Annotated in this window: 21 protein-coding genes; 5 read left to right on the top strand and 16 right to left on the bottom strand. The window is 44.0% G+C overall.

The features are described 5' to 3' along the window. Positions 1-54: 54 nt before the first annotated feature. The 3 genes from DPF93_RS01790 to DPF93_RS01780 form a co-directional block, all read right to left on the bottom strand. On the bottom strand, positions 55-1,587 hold the full coding sequence (locus DPF93_RS01790) for a tripartite tricarboxylate transporter permease (protein ID WP_114764496.1): 1,533 nt from the start codon (positions 1,585-1,587) through the stop codon (positions 55-57). A gap of 17 nt (positions 1,588-1,604) precedes the next feature. Beyond that, positions 1,605-2,117 (bottom strand): tripartite tricarboxylate transporter TctB family protein, encoded by a 513-nt coding sequence (locus DPF93_RS01785; protein ID WP_114764495.1) that lies wholly within the window; start codon positions 2,115-2,117, stop codon positions 1,605-1,607. Between the two features lie 144 nt (positions 2,118-2,261). Continuing rightward, on the bottom strand, positions 2,262-3,233 hold the full coding sequence (locus DPF93_RS01780) for a tripartite tricarboxylate transporter substrate binding protein (protein ID WP_114764494.1): 972 nt from the start codon (positions 3,231-3,233) through the stop codon (positions 2,262-2,264). 436 nt (positions 3,234-3,669) lie between these two features. Here DPF93_RS01780 and DPF93_RS01775 point away from each other — a divergent pair, with 436 nt between their 5' ends. Together DPF93_RS01775 and DPF93_RS01770 are read left to right on the top strand one after the other, a co-directional pair. Continuing rightward, positions 3,670-4,155, top strand: coding sequence for a GNAT family N-acetyltransferase (locus tag DPF93_RS01775; RefSeq protein ID WP_279628037.1), 486 nt, complete (start codon positions 3,670-3,672; stop codon positions 4,153-4,155). Positions 4,156-4,159: 4 nt separating this feature from the next. Beyond that, a complete protein-coding gene (locus DPF93_RS01770; RefSeq protein WP_244204654.1) occupies positions 4,160-5,575 on the top strand; it encodes a bifunctional NUDIX hydrolase/phosphatase PAP2 family protein in 1,416 nt (471 codons plus the stop codon). Between the two features lie 112 nt (positions 5,576-5,687). On the opposite strand, the gene DPF93_RS01765 is transcribed toward DPF93_RS01770, so the two are convergent. Next, positions 5,688-7,328, bottom strand: a complete 1,641-nt coding sequence (locus tag DPF93_RS01765; RefSeq protein WP_114764493.1) for a methyl-accepting chemotaxis protein — start codon at positions 7,326-7,328, stop codon at positions 5,688-5,690. Between the two features lie 294 nt (positions 7,329-7,622). Between DPF93_RS01765 and queE the strand changes: the two genes are divergently transcribed. Both queE and queC read left to right on the top strand, forming a co-directional pair. Continuing rightward, positions 7,623-8,288 carry a 7-carboxy-7-deazaguanine synthase QueE gene (gene queE, locus DPF93_RS01760; RefSeq protein ID WP_114764560.1) on the top strand — a complete coding sequence of 222 codons (666 nt, stop codon included), beginning with the start codon at positions 7,623-7,625 and terminating at the stop codon, positions 8,286-8,288. Positions 8,289-8,298: 10 nt separating this feature from the next. Further along, entirely contained in the window at positions 8,299-8,994 is a 696-nt protein-coding gene (queC, locus tag DPF93_RS01755) for a 7-cyano-7-deazaguanine synthase QueC (protein WP_114764492.1), read from the top strand. Here the strand turns inward: queC and DPF93_RS01750 are convergent. From DPF93_RS01750 to DPF93_RS01725, 6 genes are all read right to left on the bottom strand, one after another. Continuing rightward, positions 8,954-10,921 (bottom strand): GGDEF domain-containing protein, encoded by a 1,968-nt coding sequence (locus DPF93_RS01750; RefSeq protein WP_114764491.1) that lies wholly within the window; start codon positions 10,919-10,921, stop codon positions 8,954-8,956. The two genes, queC and DPF93_RS01750, sit on opposite strands and share 41 nt — an antisense overlap. Before the next feature lie 189 nt (positions 10,922-11,110). Continuing rightward, positions 11,111-11,461 carry a DUF2750 domain-containing protein gene (locus DPF93_RS01745; RefSeq protein ID WP_114764490.1) on the bottom strand — a complete coding sequence of 117 codons (351 nt, stop codon included), beginning with the start codon at positions 11,459-11,461 and terminating at the stop codon, positions 11,111-11,113. A 102-nt stretch (positions 11,462-11,563) separates the two neighbouring features. After that, complete coding sequence (locus DPF93_RS01740) at positions 11,564-12,175, bottom strand: OmpA family protein (protein WP_114764489.1); 612 nt, start codon at positions 12,173-12,175, stop codon at positions 11,564-11,566. After that, a complete protein-coding gene (locus DPF93_RS01735; RefSeq protein ID WP_208638742.1) occupies positions 12,176-13,492 on the bottom strand; it encodes a TolC family outer membrane protein in 1,317 nt (438 codons plus the stop codon). It abuts the gene before it with no gap. 438 nt (positions 13,493-13,930) lie between these two features. Next, positions 13,931-15,124 carry a class I SAM-dependent methyltransferase gene (locus tag DPF93_RS01730; protein ID WP_164675282.1) on the bottom strand — a complete coding sequence of 398 codons (1,194 nt, stop codon included), beginning with the start codon at positions 15,122-15,124 and terminating at the stop codon, positions 13,931-13,933. 123 nt (positions 15,125-15,247) lie between these two features. Beyond that, positions 15,248-16,651, bottom strand: a complete 1,404-nt coding sequence (locus DPF93_RS01725) for a methyl-accepting chemotaxis protein (RefSeq protein ID WP_114764486.1) — start codon at positions 16,649-16,651, stop codon at positions 15,248-15,250. Between the two features lie 89 nt (positions 16,652-16,740). Here DPF93_RS01725 and yccX point away from each other — a divergent pair, with 89 nt between their 5' ends. Next, positions 16,741-17,013, top strand: a complete 273-nt coding sequence (yccX, locus tag DPF93_RS01720) for an acylphosphatase (protein WP_114764485.1) — start codon at positions 16,741-16,743, stop codon at positions 17,011-17,013. Positions 17,014-17,042: 29 nt separating this feature from the next. Here the strand turns inward: yccX and DPF93_RS01715 are convergent, their stop codons facing one another. The 6 genes from DPF93_RS01715 to DPF93_RS01690 all read right to left on the bottom strand — a co-directional run bounded on the left by DPF93_RS01715 (position 17,043) and on the right by DPF93_RS01690 (position 22,723). Further along, positions 17,043-17,372 (bottom strand): TusE/DsrC/DsvC family sulfur relay protein, encoded by a 330-nt coding sequence (locus DPF93_RS01715; RefSeq protein WP_114764484.1) that lies wholly within the window; start codon positions 17,370-17,372, stop codon positions 17,043-17,045. 113 nt (positions 17,373-17,485) lie between these two features. After that, a complete protein-coding gene (locus DPF93_RS01710; protein ID WP_114764483.1) occupies positions 17,486-18,154 on the bottom strand; it encodes a Bax inhibitor-1 family protein in 669 nt (222 codons plus the stop codon). 279 nt (positions 18,155-18,433) lie between these two features. Continuing rightward, a complete protein-coding gene (locus DPF93_RS01705) occupies positions 18,434-19,183 on the bottom strand; it encodes an amino acid ABC transporter ATP-binding protein (RefSeq protein WP_114764482.1) in 750 nt (249 codons plus the stop codon). Positions 19,184-19,205: 22 nt separating this feature from the next. Further along, entirely contained in the window at positions 19,206-20,303 is a 1,098-nt protein-coding gene (locus DPF93_RS01700) for an amino acid ABC transporter permease (RefSeq protein ID WP_114764481.1), read from the bottom strand. A 1-nt stretch (position 20,304) separates the two neighbouring features. After that, the gene (locus tag DPF93_RS01695) at positions 20,305-21,501 is read right to left on the bottom strand and encodes an amino acid ABC transporter permease (protein WP_114764480.1); all 1,197 of its coding nucleotides are present in this window, start codon (positions 21,499-21,501) and stop codon (positions 20,305-20,307) included. A 79-nt stretch (positions 21,502-21,580) separates the two neighbouring features. Next, positions 21,581-22,723, bottom strand: coding sequence for an amino acid ABC transporter substrate-binding protein (locus DPF93_RS01690; RefSeq protein ID WP_164675281.1), 1,143 nt, complete (start codon positions 22,721-22,723; stop codon positions 21,581-21,583). Between the last annotated feature and the right edge of the window lie 295 nt (positions 22,724-23,018).

Here is a 23,018-nt window from a genome sequence, read left to right as displayed (position 1 = left end):
CAAAAAAGGTTATCGGACTTGTCATTTCCGTCACGTAAAATTCAGGGTTAAGAATTAATCAGTAATCGATTTTGCACTTTGCTTTGGTAAGCAACGTTTTACTGCTTTAACTAGCACAGGGCTAAATAGAATCAATACCGCTAGAGAAGTAAATGCCAGAGTAATAGGGCGCTCCCATAAGAAGCTAAGTTCTCCATCACTTATCATAAGCGCTCGTCGCAAATTCTCTTCCATCAATCCACCTAAGATAAAGCCCAGCAGTAATGGGGCTAGCGGGAAATTCGCCAGTCTCAGAGCAATTGCCGCCATGGCAATCAACAACATGATGAAGACATCCATGGTATTGAATGACACCAAGTAAACGCCTGTGATAGAGAAGAACAGGATCATCGGCAATAGAACGGTTCTTGGCACAGCAAGCAGTTTCGAGATGTATGGGATTAGTGGTAGGTTAAGAATCACCAGCACAATATTGCCAATGTACATTGAGATGATCACTGACCAAAATACATCAGGGTGCTCAACAAATAGACGTGGTCCCGGTTGAATGCCATAGGCAATAAGTGCTCCAAGCATGATTGCTGTAGTACCAGAGCCAGGAATACCGAGAGTTAGCAGAGGAACAAATGAGCCACTCGATGCCGCATTGTTAGCTGATTCTGGAGCGACCAAACCTCGAATACTGCCTTTACCAAATTCTTCTTTCTTCTCTTTTGGCGCAAGGTTTCTTTCCATGCCATAGCTTAGGAAAGCGGCAATGGTCGCACCAGCACCTGGCAGCACGCCAGTGAAGAAGCCTAAAATAGAAGATCGGATCGAGACAGGCGCGACTTCTTTAATTTCTTCCTTGGTGACTTTCATACTGCCGATGTTTGAGAGTTTGTCTTGTTCTTCACCACGCGTATCATTACTTGGCTTAAGAATGCCCATTAGGGTCTCACCCAAGGCAAAAGTCGCCATGGCTAGCAGAAGGAAACTAAAGCCGTCCATAAGATCAGTCAAACCAAAGGTAAAGCGCTCAACACCCACACCTTTATCGATACCAACAGTAGAGAGCATTAAACCCAGAATCGTCATCATCCAAGCTTTTAGCACCTGTCCTTTACCTGCAAACGCTGCTACGGCAGAAAGACCCAACACCATCAATGCAAAGTAATCAGATGATTGAAAGCTCAGAGACACTTTTGCGAGCGCTGGGGCGGCGACAAGCAACATAATTGCCGATAGTGTACCGCCAGTGAATGATGAGTAAGCCGCCAGTGCTAAGGCTTTACCTGCCATCCCTTTTTGTGCCATCGGGTAACCATCAAACGCCGTGACTACGGTAGAAGAGCACCCCGGAGCGTTGATCAGAATAGAAGAGGTTGAACCTCCGAACACGGCGCCGTAATAAACGCCAGCCATCAGGATAAGACCAGAAGAAGGCTCAAGACCATAGGTGATAGGGATCATCAATGCGATCGCAGAAATCGGTCCGAGACCTGGTAACATGCCAATAAAGGTACCGACAAAACAACCGACGACAACCATCATAATGTTCATCGGCATTACCGCAGTCGATAATCCTTGTAAGATTCCATCCAACATAATTTAAATCCTATCGTCTATGACCACATTATAAACAGCAAACCCGGCTCAAGATAAATATCGAGCCCTTTAGTCAGCAGCAAATAGAACGCAATAACAAATGGGAATGATGCGCCAAACAGAATGCTTTTGCGGCGCTCTCCTAGTAGGTAAAAGCCTGCAAGCAAAAAAGCACTGGTTGCTAGCACAAACCCGAGGTATGTTAGCCCGATACCGTATAACGCCATCAAAATTAGAAAGCCACCTAGCAGTTTCCAATTGAAAGTGCCAACGTCGAGTTGCTCGTTGTCACTTTTGGCTGTGAGCAACAACAGCAGAGACAACGCAATCCCGATAAAAGTTAGAATGGTTGGTAAGGTACGAGCAGTGAAAGGTTCGTACTCATCACCAGGAAAAAGAGGGATCTGGGATGTTTGATAACCGTAACATAAGCAAACGACTAAAAAGATTAGAGCGCCAACTCGATCACGGCAAAGTAGATTCTTTTTGCTAAAAAAAGAGGCAGAGTTACGCGACGGTAGATCCGACATATCAAGCTCCATTTTTGTTCGGGATTTTCACTACACTTGAATCTAACGCGTTGAGACGCGATATGATTAGACCAGCACAGTGGTGGAAATTGGGCTAGAAGACTGCTAGCCCATACAACTTTCCAAATAGATAGCTAAGAGGGGTTATTTAAGAAAACCAAGTTCACGCATGAGGTTACCCATTTGGGTTTCTTGATCTTCTAGGAAGGCAAAGAACTCTTTGTCCGCTTTGTAGTTATCGATCCAACCATTGCGGTCACGAACTACTTGCCATTGTTCAGTGTTGTACATCTTGCTAAATGCTGCATTCCACTCATCGATTTTCTCTTGGCTTACCCCAGGAGCTGCAAAGAACCCGCGCCAGTTAGCAAATACCGTTTCATTGCCATATTCAGTCAGTGTTGGAATATCTGGCGCTGCATCAAGACGTTTTGGTGCCGTTACCGCAAGAACTTTTACCTGACCGGACTTTGACATCTCTAGCACTTCACCAAGCCCTGTCGAAAGTAGTGGCGTTTCACCTGAGAGTAGTGCTGCCATTGCTTTACCACCAGCGTCATAGGCAATGTAGCGTACTTTGCGCGCATCAAAACCTTCGCCTTTAAATGCCGCAGCGACAACAAGGTGGTCCATGCTGCCGCGAGCGGAACCGCCTGCAACTTTTACATCACGAGGGTTTTCACCAAAAGCTTTTACGACGTCTTCCCACGAGTTATATGGCGAATCTGGTGTCGTTACGATTGCACCATAATCGGCAATAGTTGCGGCAACAGGGGTTAAATCACGGAAAGATTGTGGGAAAACACCAGTAAGAGAGCGAACAACAATCGGTGTTGAGTTAACCATTAGCGTGTCTTCTTGACGCTTCGCTGTTTCAATCAGATGAGCAATGGCTTTACCACCGCCACCGCCAGAGAGGTTTTGAAATGAGACGTTGTTTACCAACTCTTCTTTAACCAGTACATCACCCGTACCGCGAGCAGTCATGTCCCAACCGCCGCCAGCGCCACCTGGAATAAGAAAGTGTATTTTCTCAATGTCTGCCGCTAAAGCACTAAACGAAAATGATGCAGCAATTACCGAAGCTGCTAGGGTGGTTTTCATTCCCTTAAACATGGTTCACGTTCCTTCTATTGACGCGCAAAGCGCGAGAGGTAATCTAAATGCAACATATTGAATAACATGTCCCAAGTTATCTTATGGTGAATTATTCATATGTCCAGATTGGCATGTAAGAATAAAATAATCGGTTTATGTTAATTGCCAATATTTACAAGGTTACGAAAGTGTTAATTTAATGTCTTTAAAGCATAGATAAAGGAATTATTACTCATTGTGGCTGTTATGTTCATATTGTTCACAGGTCGAAATGGCTTAGATAAGAATTAATAAAATGCGGTGATGTTCATTGAATCAGACGCTTTCCTTTCAGGCTTACATGAAATAATGAGAGTTAATCTTGACGTGGATGTTAGGTAAGAAGAGGGCTTTGAGACAATAATCGGTTGAAACCCTCTGCGCTTCCAAGCAAACTTGAGCAAATTTGTAAAACGTGAGTAAAACTGTGCTGGCTATTCGTTCCGCTAAAGCATCGGATTTAGAACAATTAAATGATCTAATGTATCAATTGCATGATGAACACCATCAGCAAGCACCTGATAGTTTCAAAACGGCTGAAGAGATTGAGCAAGAAAAAAGTATTGCTCGCTACTTAGATAATCCAGAATGCTTGGTTTTCGTGGCCATAAAAGACGAGACAGTTGTCGGTTTTATTACCGGGCATTTCTGCGAGCTTATTTCGACAGTGAGTAAACCTGTGCAGATGGGCAGTGTAGATGAGTTGTATGTTCTACCTGATTGCCGCAAACAAAAAGTAGCGCAGCGTCTATATCAAGCGCTAGAAACTCGTTTTGAAGAATATGGCGTGAAGCAGGTATTTGTTGAGGTTTGGAACTTTAACCAAAGCGCGTGTGAATTCTATTTTGATAGTGGCTTTAACCACCATATACATTGGCTAAGAAAAAACATAGAGCAGTAAATAAATGACAGGGATATGGCGTAATTACGTTTTATTAAGCAGTGTTGTGCTGCTGAGTGTTTTATTTTCGATAAAAACAGTACATGCCGCACCTAAAGGGGCAGTGTGTCTAGTTCGCGCCGATAACAGCTTGGTGATGGTTAAAGAAATACTTACTGAAAAGTGGTCGTTACCTGCAGGGACTATTGCCGTTGATGAACCGCCTCAACAAGCTGCTCAGCGTGAAGTATGGGAAGAAACGGGGTTGGTGGTGACCGTTGGTAAAGAACTTGGGCACAGCGAATCTGCGGTGTTTTTTGATTGTGTGGCTGATTCTGATCTGATTGCCTTTGGTCAGCAAGATAAAGATGGTGGGCATGTATTGCCAATTTGGTTTGCCCCTCATTATGGCATCGAGATTGCTCATGCACATTTAATCGACCCGTTTAGTATCGAAGCGGAAGTGTACCGTTATCCTGCCGAGTGGCATTTTATTCAGGATCTCTACCTTAAGGCGACGGAGCAGCCGGTGAGTTATGTCGAATCACTCGCCGAAGCGGCGCCGTCGTTTCATCAACTGGAATTGCCATGGATCGCTAAATTTCAGTCTTGGTTAAGGTTTAGTGACTCACCACCATTAACCCTTATTAGCTCATTGCTGTTAGGGGGCTTAATGCTTTCTTCTCCTTGGTGGTTATTGTTACTGCCTATTTGCTACTCGCAACTTGGGCGCGATTTTGCGTTTAAGCTGATTTTTACTTTGATCTTTGGAGCATTAGTGGTGCAGCTTGGTAAAGTGGGTTTTCAGCTTCCAAGACCATTTGTCTACCAGCCAAGTTTGAATTTGGCACAGCAAGTTGGCTATGGGTTACCAAGTTTGTCTGTGACCTTGTGGACTATCGGCTTTGCTATGGTCGGCAATCAACTTGGTCTAAAGGGTTGGAACCGATTCTCGTTTATCAATACCATCGTTCTACTTTGGCTAGTGGTCGCGCTATTTTACAGCGCCAGTACCTTTTTGATTGATAGCTTAACCGGGCTTTTATTTGGTTGGCTCTGTGCTTGGCACATGTCTCGTTTAGACACTAAAATCGGTGAGAAAAGCCAACAGCTTTTTGTGGGTAAAGGTGTGTGGTTAATGCTAAGTGTGCTTTCTGGCATCTTTGCCTTTTTATGGCAAACGCCACAGTTACTTGGCTTAGCCTTGGTATCGTGCGCATTTCTACTGAGTGTTTTTGCGTTTGAACTGCCAAAAATTATCAGCGCCAAGGCTGGAGTGATACTAAGTGCGGTTCTGGCGGCAGTCTGCTTTGCTTTTGTATTGCTTCATAGCATGGTGGATACCAGCAACTTTTACTCTTTGCTGGTTAAGGTTTTGCTTTTGCCATCACTAGTTATCGTCAGCACTGTCTACCTAAGAATGGTTAATATGTCCAAGTAACCGAGCTTGGTTTAGTGGTTCTGCTTTGAGCATCGCATATTGGGCTTATTCACAATAAATAGAAAGAAAAAGACCTAGCATTTGCTAGGTCTTCTTACTTACTGCTTATGTATTAGCATTTGAACTGAGATACTAATCGGTCTAGTTGTTCACATTGATGGTTCAAACCACTTACTCGTACTTCGGCTTGGCTGACACTTTCAACCACTTCAGCACTGTTGCTCGCGATACGAACAATATTACCAGATACTTCTTCACTTACTGCGCTTTGCTGTACTGCGGCAGAAGCAATATGAGTGTTCATGTCGTTCATGCTAGACATTGCATTAAGGATCACTTGCAGTGATTGGCTTGCTTGACCAGCTGATTCGATGGTGCCTTCGCTACTGTTGCGGCTTGATTTCATTACTTCAACCGCTTGATGTGCGCCTTGTTGTAACTTTTCAATCATCAACTGAATTTCACCTGTACTTTGCTGAGTGCGGCTTGCCAAAGAGCGCACCTCGTCAGCAACAACGGCGAAACCACGACCTTGCTCACCAGCGCGGGCTGCTTCAATGGCTGCATTAAGGGCAAGCAGGTTAGTTTGCTCTGCAATGCCTTTAATCACGTCAAGCACAGAGGCGATGTTACCCACGTCAGAAGATAGGTGGTTGATCACGCGGCTTGCTTCATCAATCTCTGACGCTAGCGTACGGATTGACTCTACGGTTTCAACCAGAACGGTATTGGCTGATTGAACCTCTAAGTCAGCACTCTGGCTTGCACTTGCCGCTTCACGAGCGTTGTCGCTCACAACTTGGCTAGTTGCTTGCATTTCATTAACCGCTGTTGAAACCAATTCACTCTCTTGACGTTGTTGAATGGTCTGCTCGCCGATACTTTGCGAGATCTCGACTAAGCCAACTAGCTCACTTTTCACGGCTTGGTTGGTGGCAACAACTTGCTGAATCGTTGCACGAATCTTGGCAACAAATTGGTTGAAGCTGTTCGCCAGTTTACCGATTTCATCGTTTGAGTTAGTCGTAATTGTTTGGTTTAAGTCACCATCGCCAAGAGCTATTTCTGCCATAGCATTTTGAATATCTTCCAAAGGCTTAACAATGGCACGAATTAATAACCAGCAGGTTAAGCAAGCCAATAGAATGACGACCAAAGTGCCGATTTCCAATGCCAGCTCAGCTTGAGCCGCCGCATCGCGGATTTCTTGCTGTAGCGTTTTGCTTTTTGCTTCTAATTGGTCTTTAACTACGTTGAGCTGTTTACGCACCGCAACGAACTGCTGATCGTAAAGATCTTTACTCGCTTGGTAATTTGAAACCCACTGATTTTGCGGAGTCGCCAACAATGACTCATAGCTTGCTAGCCACTGATTCGCGAGTGTTTCCAGCGCGCGAATGTCGTTTGCTAGAGAAAGAGGCATCACGCCACTGTCTACTGCTTGGTGAATCTTGTTCATACGTGGAATGGCTTTGTATGCATTGTCCTCGTATTCAAACTTGTTGTAATCAATGGAGTCTTGATCATTCTCTGCTAACGCAAGACCTTGAATAGCGGAAGTGGTCTGATAGAGATCGCGATAAGCATCTTCAATATTAAACAAGGTCGGAACTACCACTTGATTCAGTTGGTAGGTAAGTTCACTTTGCTTTTTCGATGCGATGACGTTCACAAACGAGCTGATCGCAAAAAAAGTGATGATGGTGATTAAAGGCAAAATGATTTTTTGTTTAACGGTTAGATTTCGAAACATCCTATGTTTCCTATTTAGCTGTTTTGAAGTAACGGTATGGTAACTGCTTTAGCGGCTACTGTGTTGTAGGAAAAGGGCGTATATAGCCATAAATTATTTATCGTTACGATAGATGTAATTAATTTAATTTATTAAGTTTTATATATGCCGCATAACAAAGAATATAACTTGATATTTGAATACATTCTTGGGTTTGAAACGGTAAAAAAGTAGTCGTTTACGCGTAGCATCATTTGACCTGTTACCCTTCCTCTTATATGGTTTGCAGCAAATTTCAAAAGATGGACTGTCATGTTGTACAAATTGAATGAGATGTTTGAAACCATTCAAGGTGAGGGAGTGTTTACCGGTGTGCCATCGGTATTTATTCGTCTTCAATATTGCCCTGTTGGCTGTGCTTGGTGTGATACGAAGCACACTTGGGAAGTGGATATAAAAGATGAGTGCGAAACTCAAGAAATCCTGACCAAAAGCCGAGAGTCTTCCAAGTGGGCAAATGTGACAGCACAAGAGCTGGTGGCGATTTATCAGCAAAGATTTAATGCTAAGCACATTGTTATCACTGGTGGTGAACCATGTGAGTATGATTTACGACCTTTGACGGCGGCATTTGAAGAAGTTGGTTGTCAGTGCCAAATTGAAACCAGTGGAACGTGCGATGTGCTAACCTCAGAAAATACGTGGGTGACGGTGTCACCTAAGATTGCAATGAAAGGTCAACGTGATGTCATTGCAAGTGCAATGGCACGTGCTAACGAAATCAAGCATCCAGTGGGGACTGGCAAAGATATCGAGCAACTGGATCAATTGCTTGAACAATGTCCAGTAGCGAAACAGACTATTATTGCCCTGCAGCCGATAAGTCAAAAAGCCCGCGCCACACAGCTGTGTATTGATACGTGTATTGAACGCAATTGGCGTCTTTCCATTCAGACACATAAATATTTAGATATCGCATAAAGGACAGAACGTGAATAAAGCAGTAGTAGTATTCAGCGGTGGTCAAGATTCGACGACATGCTTAGTGAAAGCGTTAACTGAGTATGACGAAGTGCATGCCATTACGTTTGACTACGGTCAAAGGCATAAACTCGAAATTGAAGTGGCGCAGCAATTGGCAATTGAGCTGGGCGTTAAAGCGCATAAGGTGATGGATGTTAGCCTACTAAATGAATTAGCAATCAGCTCCTTAACACGAGACGACATAGCAGTTTCACATGAACTCCAAGAAAACGGGCTACCAAACTCGTTTGTTCCGGGACGAAATATTTTGTTCCTAACTTTAGCGGGGATTTATGCCTATCAGATCGGTGCAACAGCGATTATCACCGGAGTATGTGAAACCGATTTTTCAGGCTACCCAGACTGTCGCGATCAGTTTGTAAAAGCGATGAATGGTGCACTAAATCAAGGGATGGATAAGCAATTTAGCATCGAAACTCCATTAATGTGGCTTAATAAAGCTCAAACGTGGGCTTTGGCTGATCACTATAATGCACTGTCGCTTGTAAGAGAGAAGACTCTAACTTGCTATAACGGCATTCTTGGCGATGGTTGTGGCGATTGCCCTTCGTGCGACTTACGCAAAAAGGGCTTAGACGAATACCTTAATAACCAGTCGGAAGTTAAAGCTGAATTGCTGACGAAGATGAGTGTAGATAAATAGGGTCATTGTAAGCATCGATAATGGTGTTTTTACCATTTTGCTTTGCTTGGTATAAAGCTTGATCCAAGATCGAATATAGCTCGTCAAAATCATTGAGCGCTTTTTTGGTTGCTAAAAACGCGATACTGGCGCTCAGTGATATTGGTTGCTGACATTGAGAGTAATATACCGTGTCAGATATGGTTTGCTGAAGTTGATTAATGCGGTCTTCAACATCCAATTCATCGACATCTTTCAATAACACAATAAATTCTTCACCACCAAAGCGGCCAAACACATCTCCCGGATTGGCGTGTGTGCTCATCAAACTAACGATCTCGGTTAGAATTACATCACCTGAACTATGACCAAATTTGTCATTAATCTGTTTAAAATTATCCAAATCAATCAAGGCCAACACGTTAACATTGTCACTATTTTTTAACGCTGGCTGCAGTTTGATATGTCGAATAGACGCCGAGCGATTATAAATACCGCATAAGCCATCAAGTTCTAATGAAGATGCACGTTTGCGCTGATGACGCATTTGTACAAGGATTAACAGCAAGAGTGCGACCATAACAAAACTAAACAGATTTTTATGGCGTTCTAGCGTTTGCAGTGTTTCTTTTAAGTTCTGATTTTCTTTAGTTAAATTTTCAGTTTTTATCTGGTTTATGTAGTCACGACGGGCTGCATCAAGGGCGATAAACGCGCTTTTATTTTCTTTATCTCGTTTGTTAAGCTCAGAGCGCGCGTATTGACGATAATGCTCAAGTGCGGTTTGGTAATCGCCTTTCTGCTCAGAGATATCTGCCAGTAGTTTTAAGGCTTGTCCGCTTAATCGCTCACTACGAATTGAAGTTGCGAGGTTTAGCGTTTGTTCTGCAAAGTTAGTGGCAGCAATATATTTATCCTGAAGTAGGTGAGCTTTCGCCAAGGCAAGATAAATTTCGCCTCGGATCTGGGCATTTTGCTGCTTTGTCGCACTATCTAATGCCTGCAGTAAGTAGTCGGTGCCGAGTTTAAAGTCTTTCGCTCCAATGTATGCTTGTCCCAAACCTAATTGAGCGAAGGTTAAACCATAGAGATAATTGAATTGCTCAGAGATAACTTTTGATTGCATAAAGTGCGAGATCGCTGATTCATAGGCATGCTCTTTAAGGTTCACTTTGCCCATGCTGTGGTGAGTTTGAGCCAATTCTAGCTGTTGATTGGCACTTTTGCGCATGGTTAAAGCTGTATCTAGATAGTTTTTAGATTGCTCAAAATTGCCTAACGTTGCCAATAGCAGCCCAGCGTCGTTGTAAACACCAGACGAATCAACATAGCTTGGAATGATACTCAGTAGTTCTTGATAGGTATCGAGCGCTTTTTGATAATAGCCAAGGAATTCTTGGTTGTTGGCTATCACTCGCAGTGCTTGGTGTTTGGGTAAAACCGACGCTTCACTATCTTGAATGTGAGTATGCAAAGATGAACAATACATGTCAGCTTGGTGGTAGAGAGCCTGGCGATTAAGCGCGCGGCACAGGTGGTATTCAAATAGGATTTTGCCATCAAGTGTTCCGCTGCGGTCCGCTTCTTTTAATAGGCTGACATAGGCGTTGCGTGCTGAAATAAAATCGAGCTGTTCTTCACTATTTAACCCGCCAACAAAGAGTTTTTCTTGGTCAGCAAATTGACTGTTAAGTACTTTTTGGTTGCCGTAGTATGGCTGTCCATGAAGAAGCATAAACCCATGTAGTTTGCTACTAATGTAAAGTTTTTCAATGCCAGGAGGCAGGGCGTTGTAGCGGTCTTGCAACAGCGACAAGGCGCGCTCTTTATTACTGTTTAGCGCTTGCGAATATGCTTGCTCCCAATCGGATTTGTCTGCCAAGGCGTTGACATTCAGTGATACCGACAAAGAAGCGAGGGCAAGTAATGGAGCCAAGAGATGTTTCATTTCCAACGTTCTTGAATTTATATTCTTATAATTAAGGACTTATCATAGGCGAGGGCGACTTATGTCACAATCGCTAGTGGGCAGAAACGTCGCAAATGTGAATAGCATCTCGCTTTAGCTGTGAAATTGAGGTAATAAAAAAACGCCCTAAGGCGTTTTTTTAATAATTAGGTAAGCGCGTTTAACGGCTTATAGGTACATCTTAGCTAGCGTTGAAGGCTCAACTTCTTTGCCGTCTAAGGTCGCGTTCCAGTTAGTTCCAACTAGTACACCATCTTCGTCAAGCGTTAGTAGCCAATCTTCTACAAAAATATCTAGTGGAATTTCAAGAACTTCAAAGTCAGCCCACTCTTCAACATTGTGTGCTTGTGCGTCTTCTTTTGAAGACCAGAATGGCATTACTTCGCTTTCTTCAAACTCAGTAGAATCGCAAGATAGCCAACCTTCTTCGTTGCGAAGACCCCAAACCAATTGGTTTTCTTTGGTTTCTTCAATAAATAGAGCTAGGTTAGCATCGATATCAGCGGTTAATTTGCTCATTATATATCTCTCATATTTACGATTGCCGTAAGGTTAGCACTGCGTTCACGAGATACCAAACAAAAAAGGAGCTTTCGCTCCTTTTGACGGCAATTTAATGGCTTATTTCGCTAGGCGGGTGAAAATTGTCCACTCTTTGACGATGTCTCCTTTGTGACCAACCACGCTGGCGGTCACTTTACGGTTGCGAGCATGACTTATCTCATCGTCACCGCCATCTTCCAACTGTGTCTCGCCATAACCAACGACGTTAACGCGGTCGGTATTTATGCCGTAAGACTCCAGTCGTCGTTCAACGGCTAACGCTCGTTGTTTTGAAAGCGCCAAGTTGTAATCGGCTTGGCCCACTTTACTGGCATAGCCTTGAATTTCGATTGAGGTATCAGGGTAGAGCTCAAGAAACTCCGCCATCTGTCGAATCTGCTCGTTATAAAGTGGTAATACGTCGCTTGAGTCATTTTCAAAAAGAATGTGCATTGCCAACGTATCGGATGATTGCACCATTCGCTCACAGCCTTCGTTACTGATTTCAGAGCCTTTTGGTGTGCTGCCACAAAGATCACGAGCGTTGATTACTCCGTCGCTATCATCATCCGTTAAATCCGCTACTTGATTGGGTACCGGCGTAGGGATGTAGTCGTATTGGTTATTGCCTACGGTGCATCCAGAGAGAACAAACAACGCAGTAGCTGTTAGGATCAGACGATTTTTCATTTAGTTATACTCCACTGCTTGATGCCATTCTTGTGGGCTATCGACTCGTAGCGCATCGAGAAGGGTACCTGTTGCGTTAAAGACACGATACTTAGCAAACTGCTCATCATATTTTGCGTCGATATAACCTTTGCGCGCCTCAAACAGTTCATTCTCGGTGTTTAACACATCAAGTAGGGTACGTTTACCTAGCTTGTACTGCTTCTGATAGGCAATGACAGTATCTGATGCAGAATCAACGTGGTCGGCAAGAAACTCTTTTTGCTGCAGTGTTAAATCTAGTGCGCTCCAAGACAGACGTAGTCCTTCTTCAACCGAACGATAGGTACGATCGCGGAAATCTTTCGCTTTATTGAGTTGATACGCTGCGCTTTCCGCTAAGTCTTGATCGCTGCCACCATTAAACAGGTTGTAACGCAGGCGAAGCATCGCACGGAACTCATCAGAGCTGCCTTCATCGCCATTGGCGTCATCACGCCAAGACTGAGAGGCTTCTAGTGAGATGGTAGGGTAGTAATTGCCTTTTCTCTGCTGGTATTGGTAGCGAGCCGAATCGATATCCACTTGGGATATTTTGATCACTGGGTGATGTTCGTTCGCAAGTTCAAGACCTTCTTCAAGGGTTAAAGGTAGTGCCTTTTCATCTGCCCTTGGGAAAATCAAACCTTGCGGAGATTGGCCGACTAAACGCTTAAATTGCGTATGGACATCGAACAAATTGTTTTGCGCAGCAATGAGGTTACCATGCGCTTTCGCAATTCGCGCTTCCACTTGCGACAGGTCAGCCGTTGAACCAATACCTGACTCTACACGGCGTTTAATATCTCGGTGGATTTCTTTGTGTATGGCTAAATTGGATTCAGAAAGCTTGAGAACTTCATACGCTTTTGTCGCATCAAGATAAATACGTGTGACTTCTAGCGCCATGTCGGATGCGTCAGCAAGTAGCTGGTAACGCACCGATTCTGCATCGGCAGCGGTACGCGACATATCGTTAATGGTGCTGTTGCCATCCCACAATAACTGCGTCAGGCTCAAGGTTGCTTCTTTTCTATATAAATCTGAGTCCAGCGCCCCTGACGATTCAGCAGGACTGATATCTTCGTAGCCAATTCCTGCGTCTAAATCTAATTTTGGCAAATAAGCGCCTTCCGACGCTTGTGCGTCGTAATACTTACTTTTGAACTCGTTATATGAGGCTTTAATTTCTGGGTTATTGGTTATGGCAAGTGAAACTGCTTGTTCCAGTGTTTGGCTGGCAGCGTTAAAACTGAAACCCACCAATAAAGCAACCGCACTTAGCTTTATTCCTTTCACTTTATTTCTCCTAGATATGCTCTGAGGCATGAGCGACTTATTTAACGAAAATAGTAGCGAACGCTTCTAACAAAAGCGTCTAATAGAAATTTCGTTGATAAGTTGTTACTCGAATAAACCAATCATACCGACTAAATGTCCGCTCAAACATATGAATAATATGAAAATTGTGACTTAGCTGTATTTGATTTGTTAACTGTATCAAAAGTGAGAATCAAATGTTAGGTGAAACTGAGAAGAACGAGAAATATAATTGATTGGAAAGGTAAGCAAACGTTTATTTGACTATTTATTGCGCGCGGTTGTTTAAGTGGTGGAAATTAGAATGGAGAAATCCTACCGGGGTTTCTATCTCTCTATGAGTCTATTGGAATAGAATTCGATATTGAGGTTATAAAAAAGGACCTTGCGGTCCTTCTTATAGAGTATATTGCTTACTTATAGAACTTTGCAGGCAAAGCCTTTGAGGTAGAAGCCTTCTGGGTAAGCAGTGTCGGTTGGGTGGTCTGCTGCTTGTTCGAAGCGTTCGACGAATTTCACCTGACGACCAGCATCAACCGCTGCATCAGCGATGATTTTTTGGAATAGTACTTGGTCCATCAAACCTGAGCATGAGTAAGTCAGCAAAGTGCCACCTGGTTTGAGGATCTGCATGGCAAGCATATTGATGTCTTTATAGCCACGACAAGCGCCATTAAGTTGTGCTTTGCTCTCAGCAAACTTAGGTGGGTCCATCACAACTACATCGAATTGCGTGCCTTGGTCACGGTATTCGCGCAGCAGTTTAAATACATCGGCGTTTAGGAATACGGCACGTTTCTTAGAAATATCGAATTGGTTCAGTTCTGCGTTAAACTTTGCGGTATCCAGTGCAGGTTGCGATACATCAGCGTTAATAACGCGCTTCGCGCCACCTTTAAGTGCGTACAGACCAAAACCACCTGTGTATGAGAAACAGTTAAGAACTTCTTTGTCTTTCACATATTTCATCGATTGCAGACGGCTATCTCGCTGGTCAAGATAGAAACCTGTTTTGTGTCCACCGACGATATCAACACTGATTTTTACGCCATTCTCTTCAATCACTACTGACTTCGGTGGCATTTCGCCATGCAGAACACCGGTGGTCTCCTCAAGACCTTCTTTTTTACGCACCGCGACATCCGAGCGCTCGTAAACATTGCAGCTTGGGAAAACTTCAATTAAGGCATCAACCAAGTTTTGTTTGTTGTACTCAGCGCCAGCGCTCAGTAGTTGGCAAACTAGATAATCTTGATATTTATCAATGGTAATACCTGGCAGACCGTCAGATTCTGCGGCAATTAGGCGATAGCCTGTTAGACCGTCACGCTCAATAATATCTTCGCGCAGCAGTTGTGCATCTTGAATGCGTTTAACGAAGAACGCTTTATCGATAGTTTGTTTCTCGAAGCTCCAAACACGCGCACGAATTTGTGAGTTTGGTGAGTAAGCCGCTTTGGCTAACCACTGACCGTCATTGCTGTAGACATCAACAGTTTCACCTAGTTGAGGTTCACCTTCAACGCGATGGATACCGCGTGAAAAGATCCATGGGTGCTTACGGCGAAGTGATTTGTCTCGACCTTTGGCTAGGTAAATTGATGGTGTCATTGTGATACTCAAATGCTTGTCTTGAAAGGGGGAGTATTGTCAGTGAAGCGCTGGGGAAAAGCAAATATAAAAGAGCTGCTAATTTAGCAGCTCTTGGTAGGTGGTTAAAAGTGTATCAGGAGCTTACGCTTTTAATCCGGTTAGCATATCTTCCATGGTGGTGCTTTGTGCACGGAGCTGATCTACATGAGAGCGCGTTTCCTCAAGCATTGAGCATACCATATTCGATTGGTTACGAATTTCATCAACACTTGCCGCAATATTGTCAGCTACCACGCCTTGTTGTTCTGCAGCAGTAGCGATTTGTGTTGAGCTGTCAGAAATACCTAGGTTTTTCGCAGCGAGTTCACCAATCTCACTGTCCACTTCTGCCATCAGGGTTTGACCTTCGCTGGCGCTTATCACAGTGGTTTCCATCAGTTGCGTCAATGATTGGCTATTGCGTTGCAATGATTCAATCATCGATTGGATCTCTACGGTCGCTTGCTGGGTTCTTGCGGCTAGTGCACGTACTTCATCTGCAACTACAGCAAAGCCACGACCTTGCTCGCCGGCGCGAGCCGCTTCAATTGCTGCGTTTAGCGCCAACAGGTTAGTTTGCTCAGAAATACCATTGATCGCTGTCACGACTTGGTCGATCTGAGCGGCGTTTGCATCGAGTTCTGCAACGGCTTGCGACGCAGATTGAACTTCGTTGGAAAGGTGAGAGATTGAACTTAGCGTATGTCCAACTTTGCTTTGACCTTGCTCGGCAATGCTGCGCGCTTCGATGGTTTGTGTGCTAGAGTCATGGGCAAGGGTCGCCACTTCGCGGATGGTACACGCCATTTGTTCAGTCGCACTGGCTAACGAGCTTAGGTGCTCTTGCTGCGTGGTTGAAACTTGGGCACTTTCTTGCGTGGCAAGATTGAGCTCAGAGCTGATTTGCTGCATTAGTGCGATCGACTCTTGAATAGATTTGACTAAGTTTTGCTCACGGTCGGCTACCTTGTCGATGGTAATCGCTATTTCACTAAACTCATCACGCACTTTAAAGAAATTCATACGCGAGGTGAGATCGCCATTTGCCAGAGTATTTAGCGCTTTATTCATGGTGAACATGGCACCACCAATAAAGGTCATAATGTAATAGACACACAGTGCAATAATAGAAAGTGTGGCAAAAATAACGATAACTTGCTGCGTTGAAAGCGCAGTCCACAGATTTTGATCATGAGTGGCAACAAGGCTGAATTGACCATTATTGACGGCAACGGCATCTGCTCCATAGCCGATACGGATGGTATCTGATGAACTAAGGATTGCAGCAACGTCTGATTGAGAGAGATTGCCAGCTTCGATGAGGTGTTTCATCAACAGCAATTCTTCTTGGTAAAGCGTGTGCGTCATCGCACTGGATGCGTTGTTGAAGATGAGGGTAAGGATAACCAAAGCGGTAAGGGGAAGTAAGAAGAGGAGGTAAAACTTCTCTTGAATCTTCAAATGAATGAGATACTTGTCAATCCAACGAAATGGGATTTCTTTCATAATTATATTTCCTTAAAAACAGCCCACTGAGTCCACAAGTGGGTAAAGCGGTGGCACTATATCACCGCGCTACAGCAAGGGGTACAGATATGAATCAACAATGTGTGAAATTTGTCGTAGAGGGCAGAGTTCAAGGAGTTGGCTTTCGCTATCACACCGCTTACTTTGGTCTAAAGGTTGGTGCTACTGGCTATGCTAAGAATTTGTATGACGGCAATGTTGAGGTTGTGGTTTGCGGTAATGAAGAGCAAATCGACAAAATGCATCAGTATTTGCGAAAAGGTCCGCCAAGTGCACGAGTTGATCAATTAAGTAAGGAAGAGGTGAGTTTCAAGCATTATCGTGGGTTTGATATCCTGTAGCGACTAGCTACAGGATAGGGGCGATCTAACTAGAGGCACTTCGCTGGCTTTGGAAGACCAGCAAGTTTGGTTGCCTGTTTCGCAGGACCTTCTTTAAATAGTTTAAAGAGGTATTTGCTATTACCTTTTTCAGGTCCGTGTGCTTTTTCCATTGCTTTGACTAGCATGCGAACCGCAGGTGAAGTATTAAACTCGTCGTAGAATTCACGAACGAACAGCACAACTTCTAGGTGCGCATCTGATAGCTCGATACCTTCTTGCTGTGCCAAAACTTCAATCATTCCTTCATCCCACTGAGTGTGGTCGAGAAGGTAACCCTGAGCGTCAGTTTCGATTTGTTTGCCTTTGTATTCAAACATCATGATTGTCCAACCGATTAGAATACCGTTAGGTTAGCTTAGCTCAATGTGACTCACAATAAAAAAGCCCGAAGGAAAGATTCCATCGGGCTTTTTTTAAACAATTTTGGCAATTAATCGTCGTTCATGATACCTAGAATGCTTAACAGGCTAGTAAATAGGTTAAGAATGTTTAGGTACATTGAGATAGTTGCGCTCACATAGTTAGTCTCTTCACCGCGAACAATACGGCTAGTATCGTAAAGAATGAAGCCAGAGAACACGAGTGCTGACATGCTGCTAATCGCAAGCTGACCTATTGTCGAGCCAACGAAGATATTAATGATTGCTGCTACGATAACAATGATCAGACCTGCCATTAGGAAATTACGCATGAAAGAGAAGTCTTTCTTGCTGGTAATTGTGTAAGCAGATAGACCCAAGAAAACCATGCCAGTTAAGCCTAAAGCTTGTGCAATGATTGATGGACCGTTAGCAATTGACGCGTAGTAAGTCAACATTGGACCAAGAGCACCGCCCATTAGAGTAGTGAAGACAAATGTCCATACGATACCCATAGATGAATTGATGCTTCTTGGCAGCGCGAAGAAAAGAATACCGATAGCTGCGATTTGCATCACTAGCGCCATGATAGGAGAGATACCGATAGCCATAGTAAACATTGCTGCGATAGCACTAGTTACTAGCGTCATCGATAGCAAGAAGTAAGTATTCTTTAGAGTTTTGTTGATCTCAAGTGTGTTAGAAACACTTGAAGAACGGGTAAACATCGGACTGTTCATAGTCTTCCTCATTGGAGTGTTATGCTCTATCTACATTTATGAGGTTGTTTGGTCAAAAGATCAAGCCTCTTGGAGTAGTTAGCAAAATAATAATAGAAATAGCGGTTTAAGTAACTGTGAAGATGTAACACAATTTAACCAACTTACTTTTTATAGTGACATCTTATGACAGATGGCGCTGACGTGCCACAGCTAATATTCTATAAAATACAGTATGTTATTATTTGGCATAACAAAGGGCACTAATTAGTGCCCTTGATTACTCAGCTTTAGTTAACTTTAGTGATGTAAGATCTGTGCTAAGAAGTTTTGTGTACGGTCAGATTGAGGATTCTCGAAGAAATCAACTGGGTTGTTTTCCTCAATAATCTCACCCGCATCCATAAATATCACGCGGTCTGCCACTTCTTTCGCAAAGCCCATCTCATGGGTCACACACAGCATCGTCATACCTTCATCCGCTAGCTCAACCATTACATCAAGTACTTCACGTACCATTTCTGGATCGAGCGCTGAGGTTGGTTCGTCAAACAACATAACTTGTGGGTTCATGCACAGAGAGCGAGCGATTGCCACACGCTGCTGCTGACCACCAGAAAGCTGACCTGGGTATTTATCGGCTTGATCTGGGATCTTAACGCGTTCTAAATACTGCATCGCAATCTTTTCGGCTTCCTCTTTTGGCATCTTCTTTACCCAAATAGGCGCCAAGGTACAGTTTTCGAGAACCGTAAGGTGAGGGAACAAATTAAAGTGCTGGAAACACATGCCGACTTCGCGGCGCACGGCTTCGATATTTTTCAGATCTTCTGTAAGTTCATTACCTGATACGAAGATATGACCTTTTTGGTGCTCCTCCAAGCGGTTAATACAGCGAATCATGGTTGATTTCCCTGAACCAGAAGGGCCACAAATAACGATTTTCTCGCCTTTTTTCACTTGTAGATTGATGTTCTTCAGTACGTGAAACTCGCCGTACCATTTATTCATGTCGTTAATTTCGATCATGTAATCTTGTTGTTGCGTCATAATACGTCCTTGAATACAAAAATTATCGTTTGTGGCCGGTATGGAGTTTGTTTTCTAGCCATATCGAATAACGCGACATGCCAAAACAAAATACCCAGAACACTAACGCGACAAAAACATAACTTTCGGTAGCAAAACCTAACCATTCAGGATCGGTGTTTGCTGATTGACCAATGCCTAATACATCGAACATACCGATGATCAATACCAAGCTGGTATCTTTAAATAAGCCGATAAAGGTGTTTACGATCGATGGGATGGTGATTTTCAGCGCTTGCGGCAAAATGATCAGTCCCATTTTTTTCCAATAGGTTAAGCCAAGTGCATCTGCGGCTTCATATTGCCCCTTAGGGATCGCTTGTAAACCGCCACGAATCACTTCCGCCATGTATGCAGAGGCGAACATCACCACACCAATAAGGGCGCGGATTAGCTTGTCGGTTTCAGAACCTTCAGCCATAAACAACGGCAACATAACAGAAGCCATAAACAGCACGGTGATAAGTGGAACGCCACGCCAAACCTCGATATAGACAGTACAAATACTGCGAATGATCGGCATTTCTGAACGTCGACCAAGTGCAAGTGCCACACCAATTGGTAGTGAGACGACGATACCGACTAATGCGATAATCAAGGTTACTAACAAACCACCCCATTTGTGGGTTTCGACGACTTCTAGACCAAATACACCACCGTAAAGCAAACCTGCTGCAATAAACGGGTAGATGTTAACAAAGAACAGCCAAATCCATGTGCGTTTCGGTGTTTTCTCATAGGCAAGAAGTACAGTGAAGATGGCGAGTGTCGCGTAAAATAGGCGTGGTCGCCACAACTCTGCTTGCGGGTAGAAACCATACATGAATTGTTCCCAACGCACGCTAATAAACACCCAACACGCACCATCACTGGTGCAGTCATTACGGGTTGAGCCAACCCAGTCGGCATTAATCAACGCCCATTGAGCTATCGACCACAAACCCGTGAAGGCAAAGTACCCCAATATTAAGGTAACGATTGAGTTGATTGGACCATTAAATAAGTTACGACGTAACCATCCGACCACTCCAACCGTGTTTGACGGTGGCGGAAGATCAGGTTGAAATTGATGGGTACTCATACTATCTCTCCACTAATGCTACTTTACGGTTGTACAAGTTCATCAGAGCAGAGGTCACTAGACTTAAGGTCAGATAAACACCCATGGTCATCGCGATGATTTCAATCGCTTGTCCGGTTTGGTTGAGGGTTGTACCAGCAAATACCGACACTAAGTCCGGATAGCCGATTGCCATGGCAAGAGAGGAGTTTTTGGTCAGGTTCAAATACTGACTGGTTAGCGGGGGAATGATAATTCGCAGCGCTTGAGGGATAACCACCAACTTCAATGTTTTGGAACGAGGCAAGCCCAAAGACATGGCAGCTTCGGTTTGTCCGTGGCTAACCGCGTTAATGCCTGAGCGTACGATTTCTGCAATAAATGATGCCGTGTAGATACTAAGCGCTAACAGCAGAGCGGCTAATTCAGGAATAATGCTTATCCCGCCGCGGAAGTTAAATCCTTTGAGTTCAGGGTACTGGGCAGAAATTGGCTGACCCATGATAAAGTAAACCACGACCGGTAAGACAACAATCAATCCAAGCCCAATACGGAACATTGGTGTTTGCTGACCGGTGAGTTTTTGACGATTTTTAGCCCAAATACTAATAATAACCGTCGCGACAATGCCTAAAATAAGCGCTGCAATCACAACCATCGCGCCTTGTTCTAGAACCGGAGCGGGGAAGAACAGACCGCGTACGTTAACGAAGATCGCTTCACCTAAGCTGATGCTTTGTCTTGGTGAAGGCAGGGCTTGAAGAACCGCAAAGTACCAAAAGAAAATTTGCAGTAGCAAAGGAATATTTCGGAATACTTCGATATAAACGGCAGCTAAACGGCTAACTAGCCAGTTTGACGAGAGTCTGGCAATACCGATCGCAAAGCCGAGCACGGTTGCAACGATAATACCCAAAACAGAGACTAACGCGGTGTTCAGTAGACCGACCCAGAAGGTTCGCCCATAAGAGAAGGTTTCATCATATTCAATAAGCGTTAGGCCAATCCCAAAGCCTGCTTCTTGATCAAGGAAACCAAAACCTGTGGCGATGCCACGGGAATCTAGATTGGTAAGTGCATTGTTAACAATAGTGTAGATAAAAAAGCCTAGTGCGCCTACAGCGATGATCTGAAACGCAACTGAGCGGAAAGTGGGATTATAAAGAAGGCTGGTTTTTGACGATGGCGCCTTTTCAGCCTCACTAATAGTAGGTTTCATACAGCAGTAACCTCTAATCCGTCGTTATTAGTAAAAGGGCGGATTACTCCGCCCATTTATTAGATTGTGAAAGTTGGAATTAGCGAATAGGTGGCGCGTATAGGAAGCCGCCTTGATTCCAAAGTGCGTTAACGCCGCGAGAGATCTCAAGAGGAGAGCCTTCACCGACCGTACGCTCGAAGCTTTCACCGTAGTTACCGACTTGTTTAATTACTTGGTAGCCCCAGTCATCTTGGATGCCTAGGCTCTTGCCTTTAGGACCATCAACACCAAGAATACGTTTGATGTTTGGATCGGTAGACTTAACCATCTCGTCAACGTTCTTCGAATCAACACCGTATTCTTCCGCATTGATCATTGTGTTTAGCGTCCACTTAGCAACGTTAAACCATTTGTCGTCACCTTGACGTACTACAGGACCTAGAGGCTCTTTAGAGATGATTTCTGGTAGAACAACCGCAGAGGTAGGATCGGCAAGGTTTAGGCGAAGTGCATAAAGACCAGATTGGTCAGTGGTTAGCACGTCACAACGACCTGCGTCGAAACCGCTAGATGTTTGCGCCGCAGTGTCGAATACAACAGGCTTGTAGCTCATGCCACTGTTACGGAAGTAGTCAGCAAGGTTAAGCTCAGTCGTTGTACCAGACTGAACACATACCGATGCGCCATCAAGCTCTTTCGCGCTCGAGATGCCAAGGTCTTTCTTGACCATAAAGCCCTGACCATCGTAGTAGTTTACGCCAACAAAGTTCAGACCTAGCGCAGTGTCACGGTGAAGAGTCCAAGTTGTGTTACGTGAAAGAACGTCAATCTCACCTGACTGAAGTGCGGTGAAACGCTCTTTTGCAGTAAGTGGTACGTATTTAACTTTAGTTTTGTCACCAAGAACTGCAGCGGCAAGAGCTTGGCAGTACTCAACGTCAATACCTTCCCATTCACCTTTTGAGTTCGGGTTAGAAAAGCCTGGCAGACCGGTACTAACACCACATGTTAGCTGTCCATCTGCAATCACTTTATCAAGCGTGCTACCTGAAGAAGCAGACGCTGGCGCAGCAGCAGGCGTGCTTCCTTTTTGAGACAGTTGAGTTTCTAGCTCAGCAATTTTGCTTTCTAAACTAGCAATCTTTGTTTGATCGCCAGAAGAGCTACCTTGTTCGCCACAGCCGGCAAGAAAAAGTGCTGCAATAACACTTGTGCTAAGAAGTGAGAGCTTATTTACCATGTGTATCCTTCCTGTAGAAATCCATGTTAAACCAGGTGACACCTGATACAACGAATCGAGTAATGTTGTGTTTACTGTTATTGTTGATTTTATAGATATGTAAAATTTGACACGCTATAAATCAACTAGTTATAAGACTAGGAAAGGATCTGCATATTCTCAAATATATAATTTAAAATGATTTTTGATTAGAATCACAATCCTAGACACAAATAGAATGACGAAGTGTTAATAAGTTGTAAATACCACCAAGTTCTCAATTCTATCAATGCAGGCTGGGATCTAAGAGAAGTGC

The sequence above is a fragment of the Vibrio rhodolitus genome, from assembly GCF_003350325.1.
Taxonomy (GTDB): domain Bacteria; phylum Pseudomonadota; class Gammaproteobacteria; order Enterobacterales; family Vibrionaceae; genus Vibrio; species Vibrio rhodolitus.
Note: the sequence above shows the minus strand (reverse complement) of the source record. Positions and strands in the feature narration are given on the sequence as shown.

Excerpts from the sequence above, each read along its gene's own strand:
- DPF93_RS01725 (WP_114764486.1), bottom strand. The coding sequence starts at position 16,651 with ATGAAAGAAATCCCATTTCGTTGGATTGACAAGTATCTCATTCATTTG.
- DPF93_RS01730 (WP_164675282.1), bottom strand. The coding sequence starts at position 15,124 with ATGACACCATCAATTTACCTAGCCAAAGGTCGAGACAAATCACTTCGC.
- DPF93_RS01765 (WP_114764493.1), bottom strand. The coding sequence starts at position 7,328 with ATGTTTCGAAATCTAACCGTTAAACAAAAAATCATTTTGCCTTTAATC.
- DPF93_RS01770 (WP_244204654.1), top strand. The coding sequence starts at position 4,160 with ATGACAGGGATATGGCGTAATTACGTTTTATTAAGCAGTGTTGTGCTG.
- DPF93_RS01740 (WP_114764489.1), bottom strand. The coding sequence starts at position 12,175 with ATGAAAAATCGTCTGATCCTAACAGCTACTGCGTTGTTTGTTCTCTCT.
- DPF93_RS01780 (WP_114764494.1), bottom strand. The coding sequence starts at position 3,233 with ATGTTTAAGGGAATGAAAACCACCCTAGCAGCTTCGGTAATTGCTGCA.
- DPF93_RS01715 (WP_114764484.1), bottom strand. The coding sequence starts at position 17,372 with ATGTTTGAATACAAAGGCAAACAAATCGAAACTGACGCTCAGGGTTAC.
- DPF93_RS01790 (WP_114764496.1), bottom strand. The coding sequence starts at position 1,587 with ATGTTGGATGGAATCTTACAAGGATTATCGACTGCGGTAATGCCGATG.
- DPF93_RS01690 (WP_164675281.1), bottom strand. The coding sequence starts at position 22,723 with ATGGTAAATAAGCTCTCACTTCTTAGCACAAGTGTTATTGCAGCACTT.
- DPF93_RS01785 (WP_114764495.1), bottom strand. The coding sequence starts at position 2,117 with ATGTCGGATCTACCGTCGCGTAACTCTGCCTCTTTTTTTAGCAAAAAG.
- DPF93_RS01750 (WP_114764491.1), bottom strand. The coding sequence starts at position 10,921 with ATGAAACATCTCTTGGCTCCATTACTTGCCCTCGCTTCTTTGTCGGTA.
- DPF93_RS01745 (WP_114764490.1), bottom strand. The coding sequence starts at position 11,461 with ATGAGCAAATTAACCGCTGATATCGATGCTAACCTAGCTCTATTTATT.
- DPF93_RS01710 (WP_114764483.1), bottom strand. The coding sequence starts at position 18,154 with ATGAACAGTCCGATGTTTACCCGTTCTTCAAGTGTTTCTAACACACTT.
- DPF93_RS01705 (WP_114764482.1), bottom strand. The coding sequence starts at position 19,183 with ATGACGCAACAACAAGATTACATGATCGAAATTAACGACATGAATAAA.
- DPF93_RS01695 (WP_114764480.1), bottom strand. The coding sequence starts at position 21,501 with ATGAAACCTACTATTAGTGAGGCTGAAAAGGCGCCATCGTCAAAAACC.
- yccX (WP_114764485.1), top strand. The coding sequence starts at position 16,741 with ATGAATCAACAATGTGTGAAATTTGTCGTAGAGGGCAGAGTTCAAGGA.
- DPF93_RS01700 (WP_114764481.1), bottom strand. The coding sequence starts at position 20,303 with ATGAGTACCCATCAATTTCAACCTGATCTTCCGCCACCGTCAAACACG.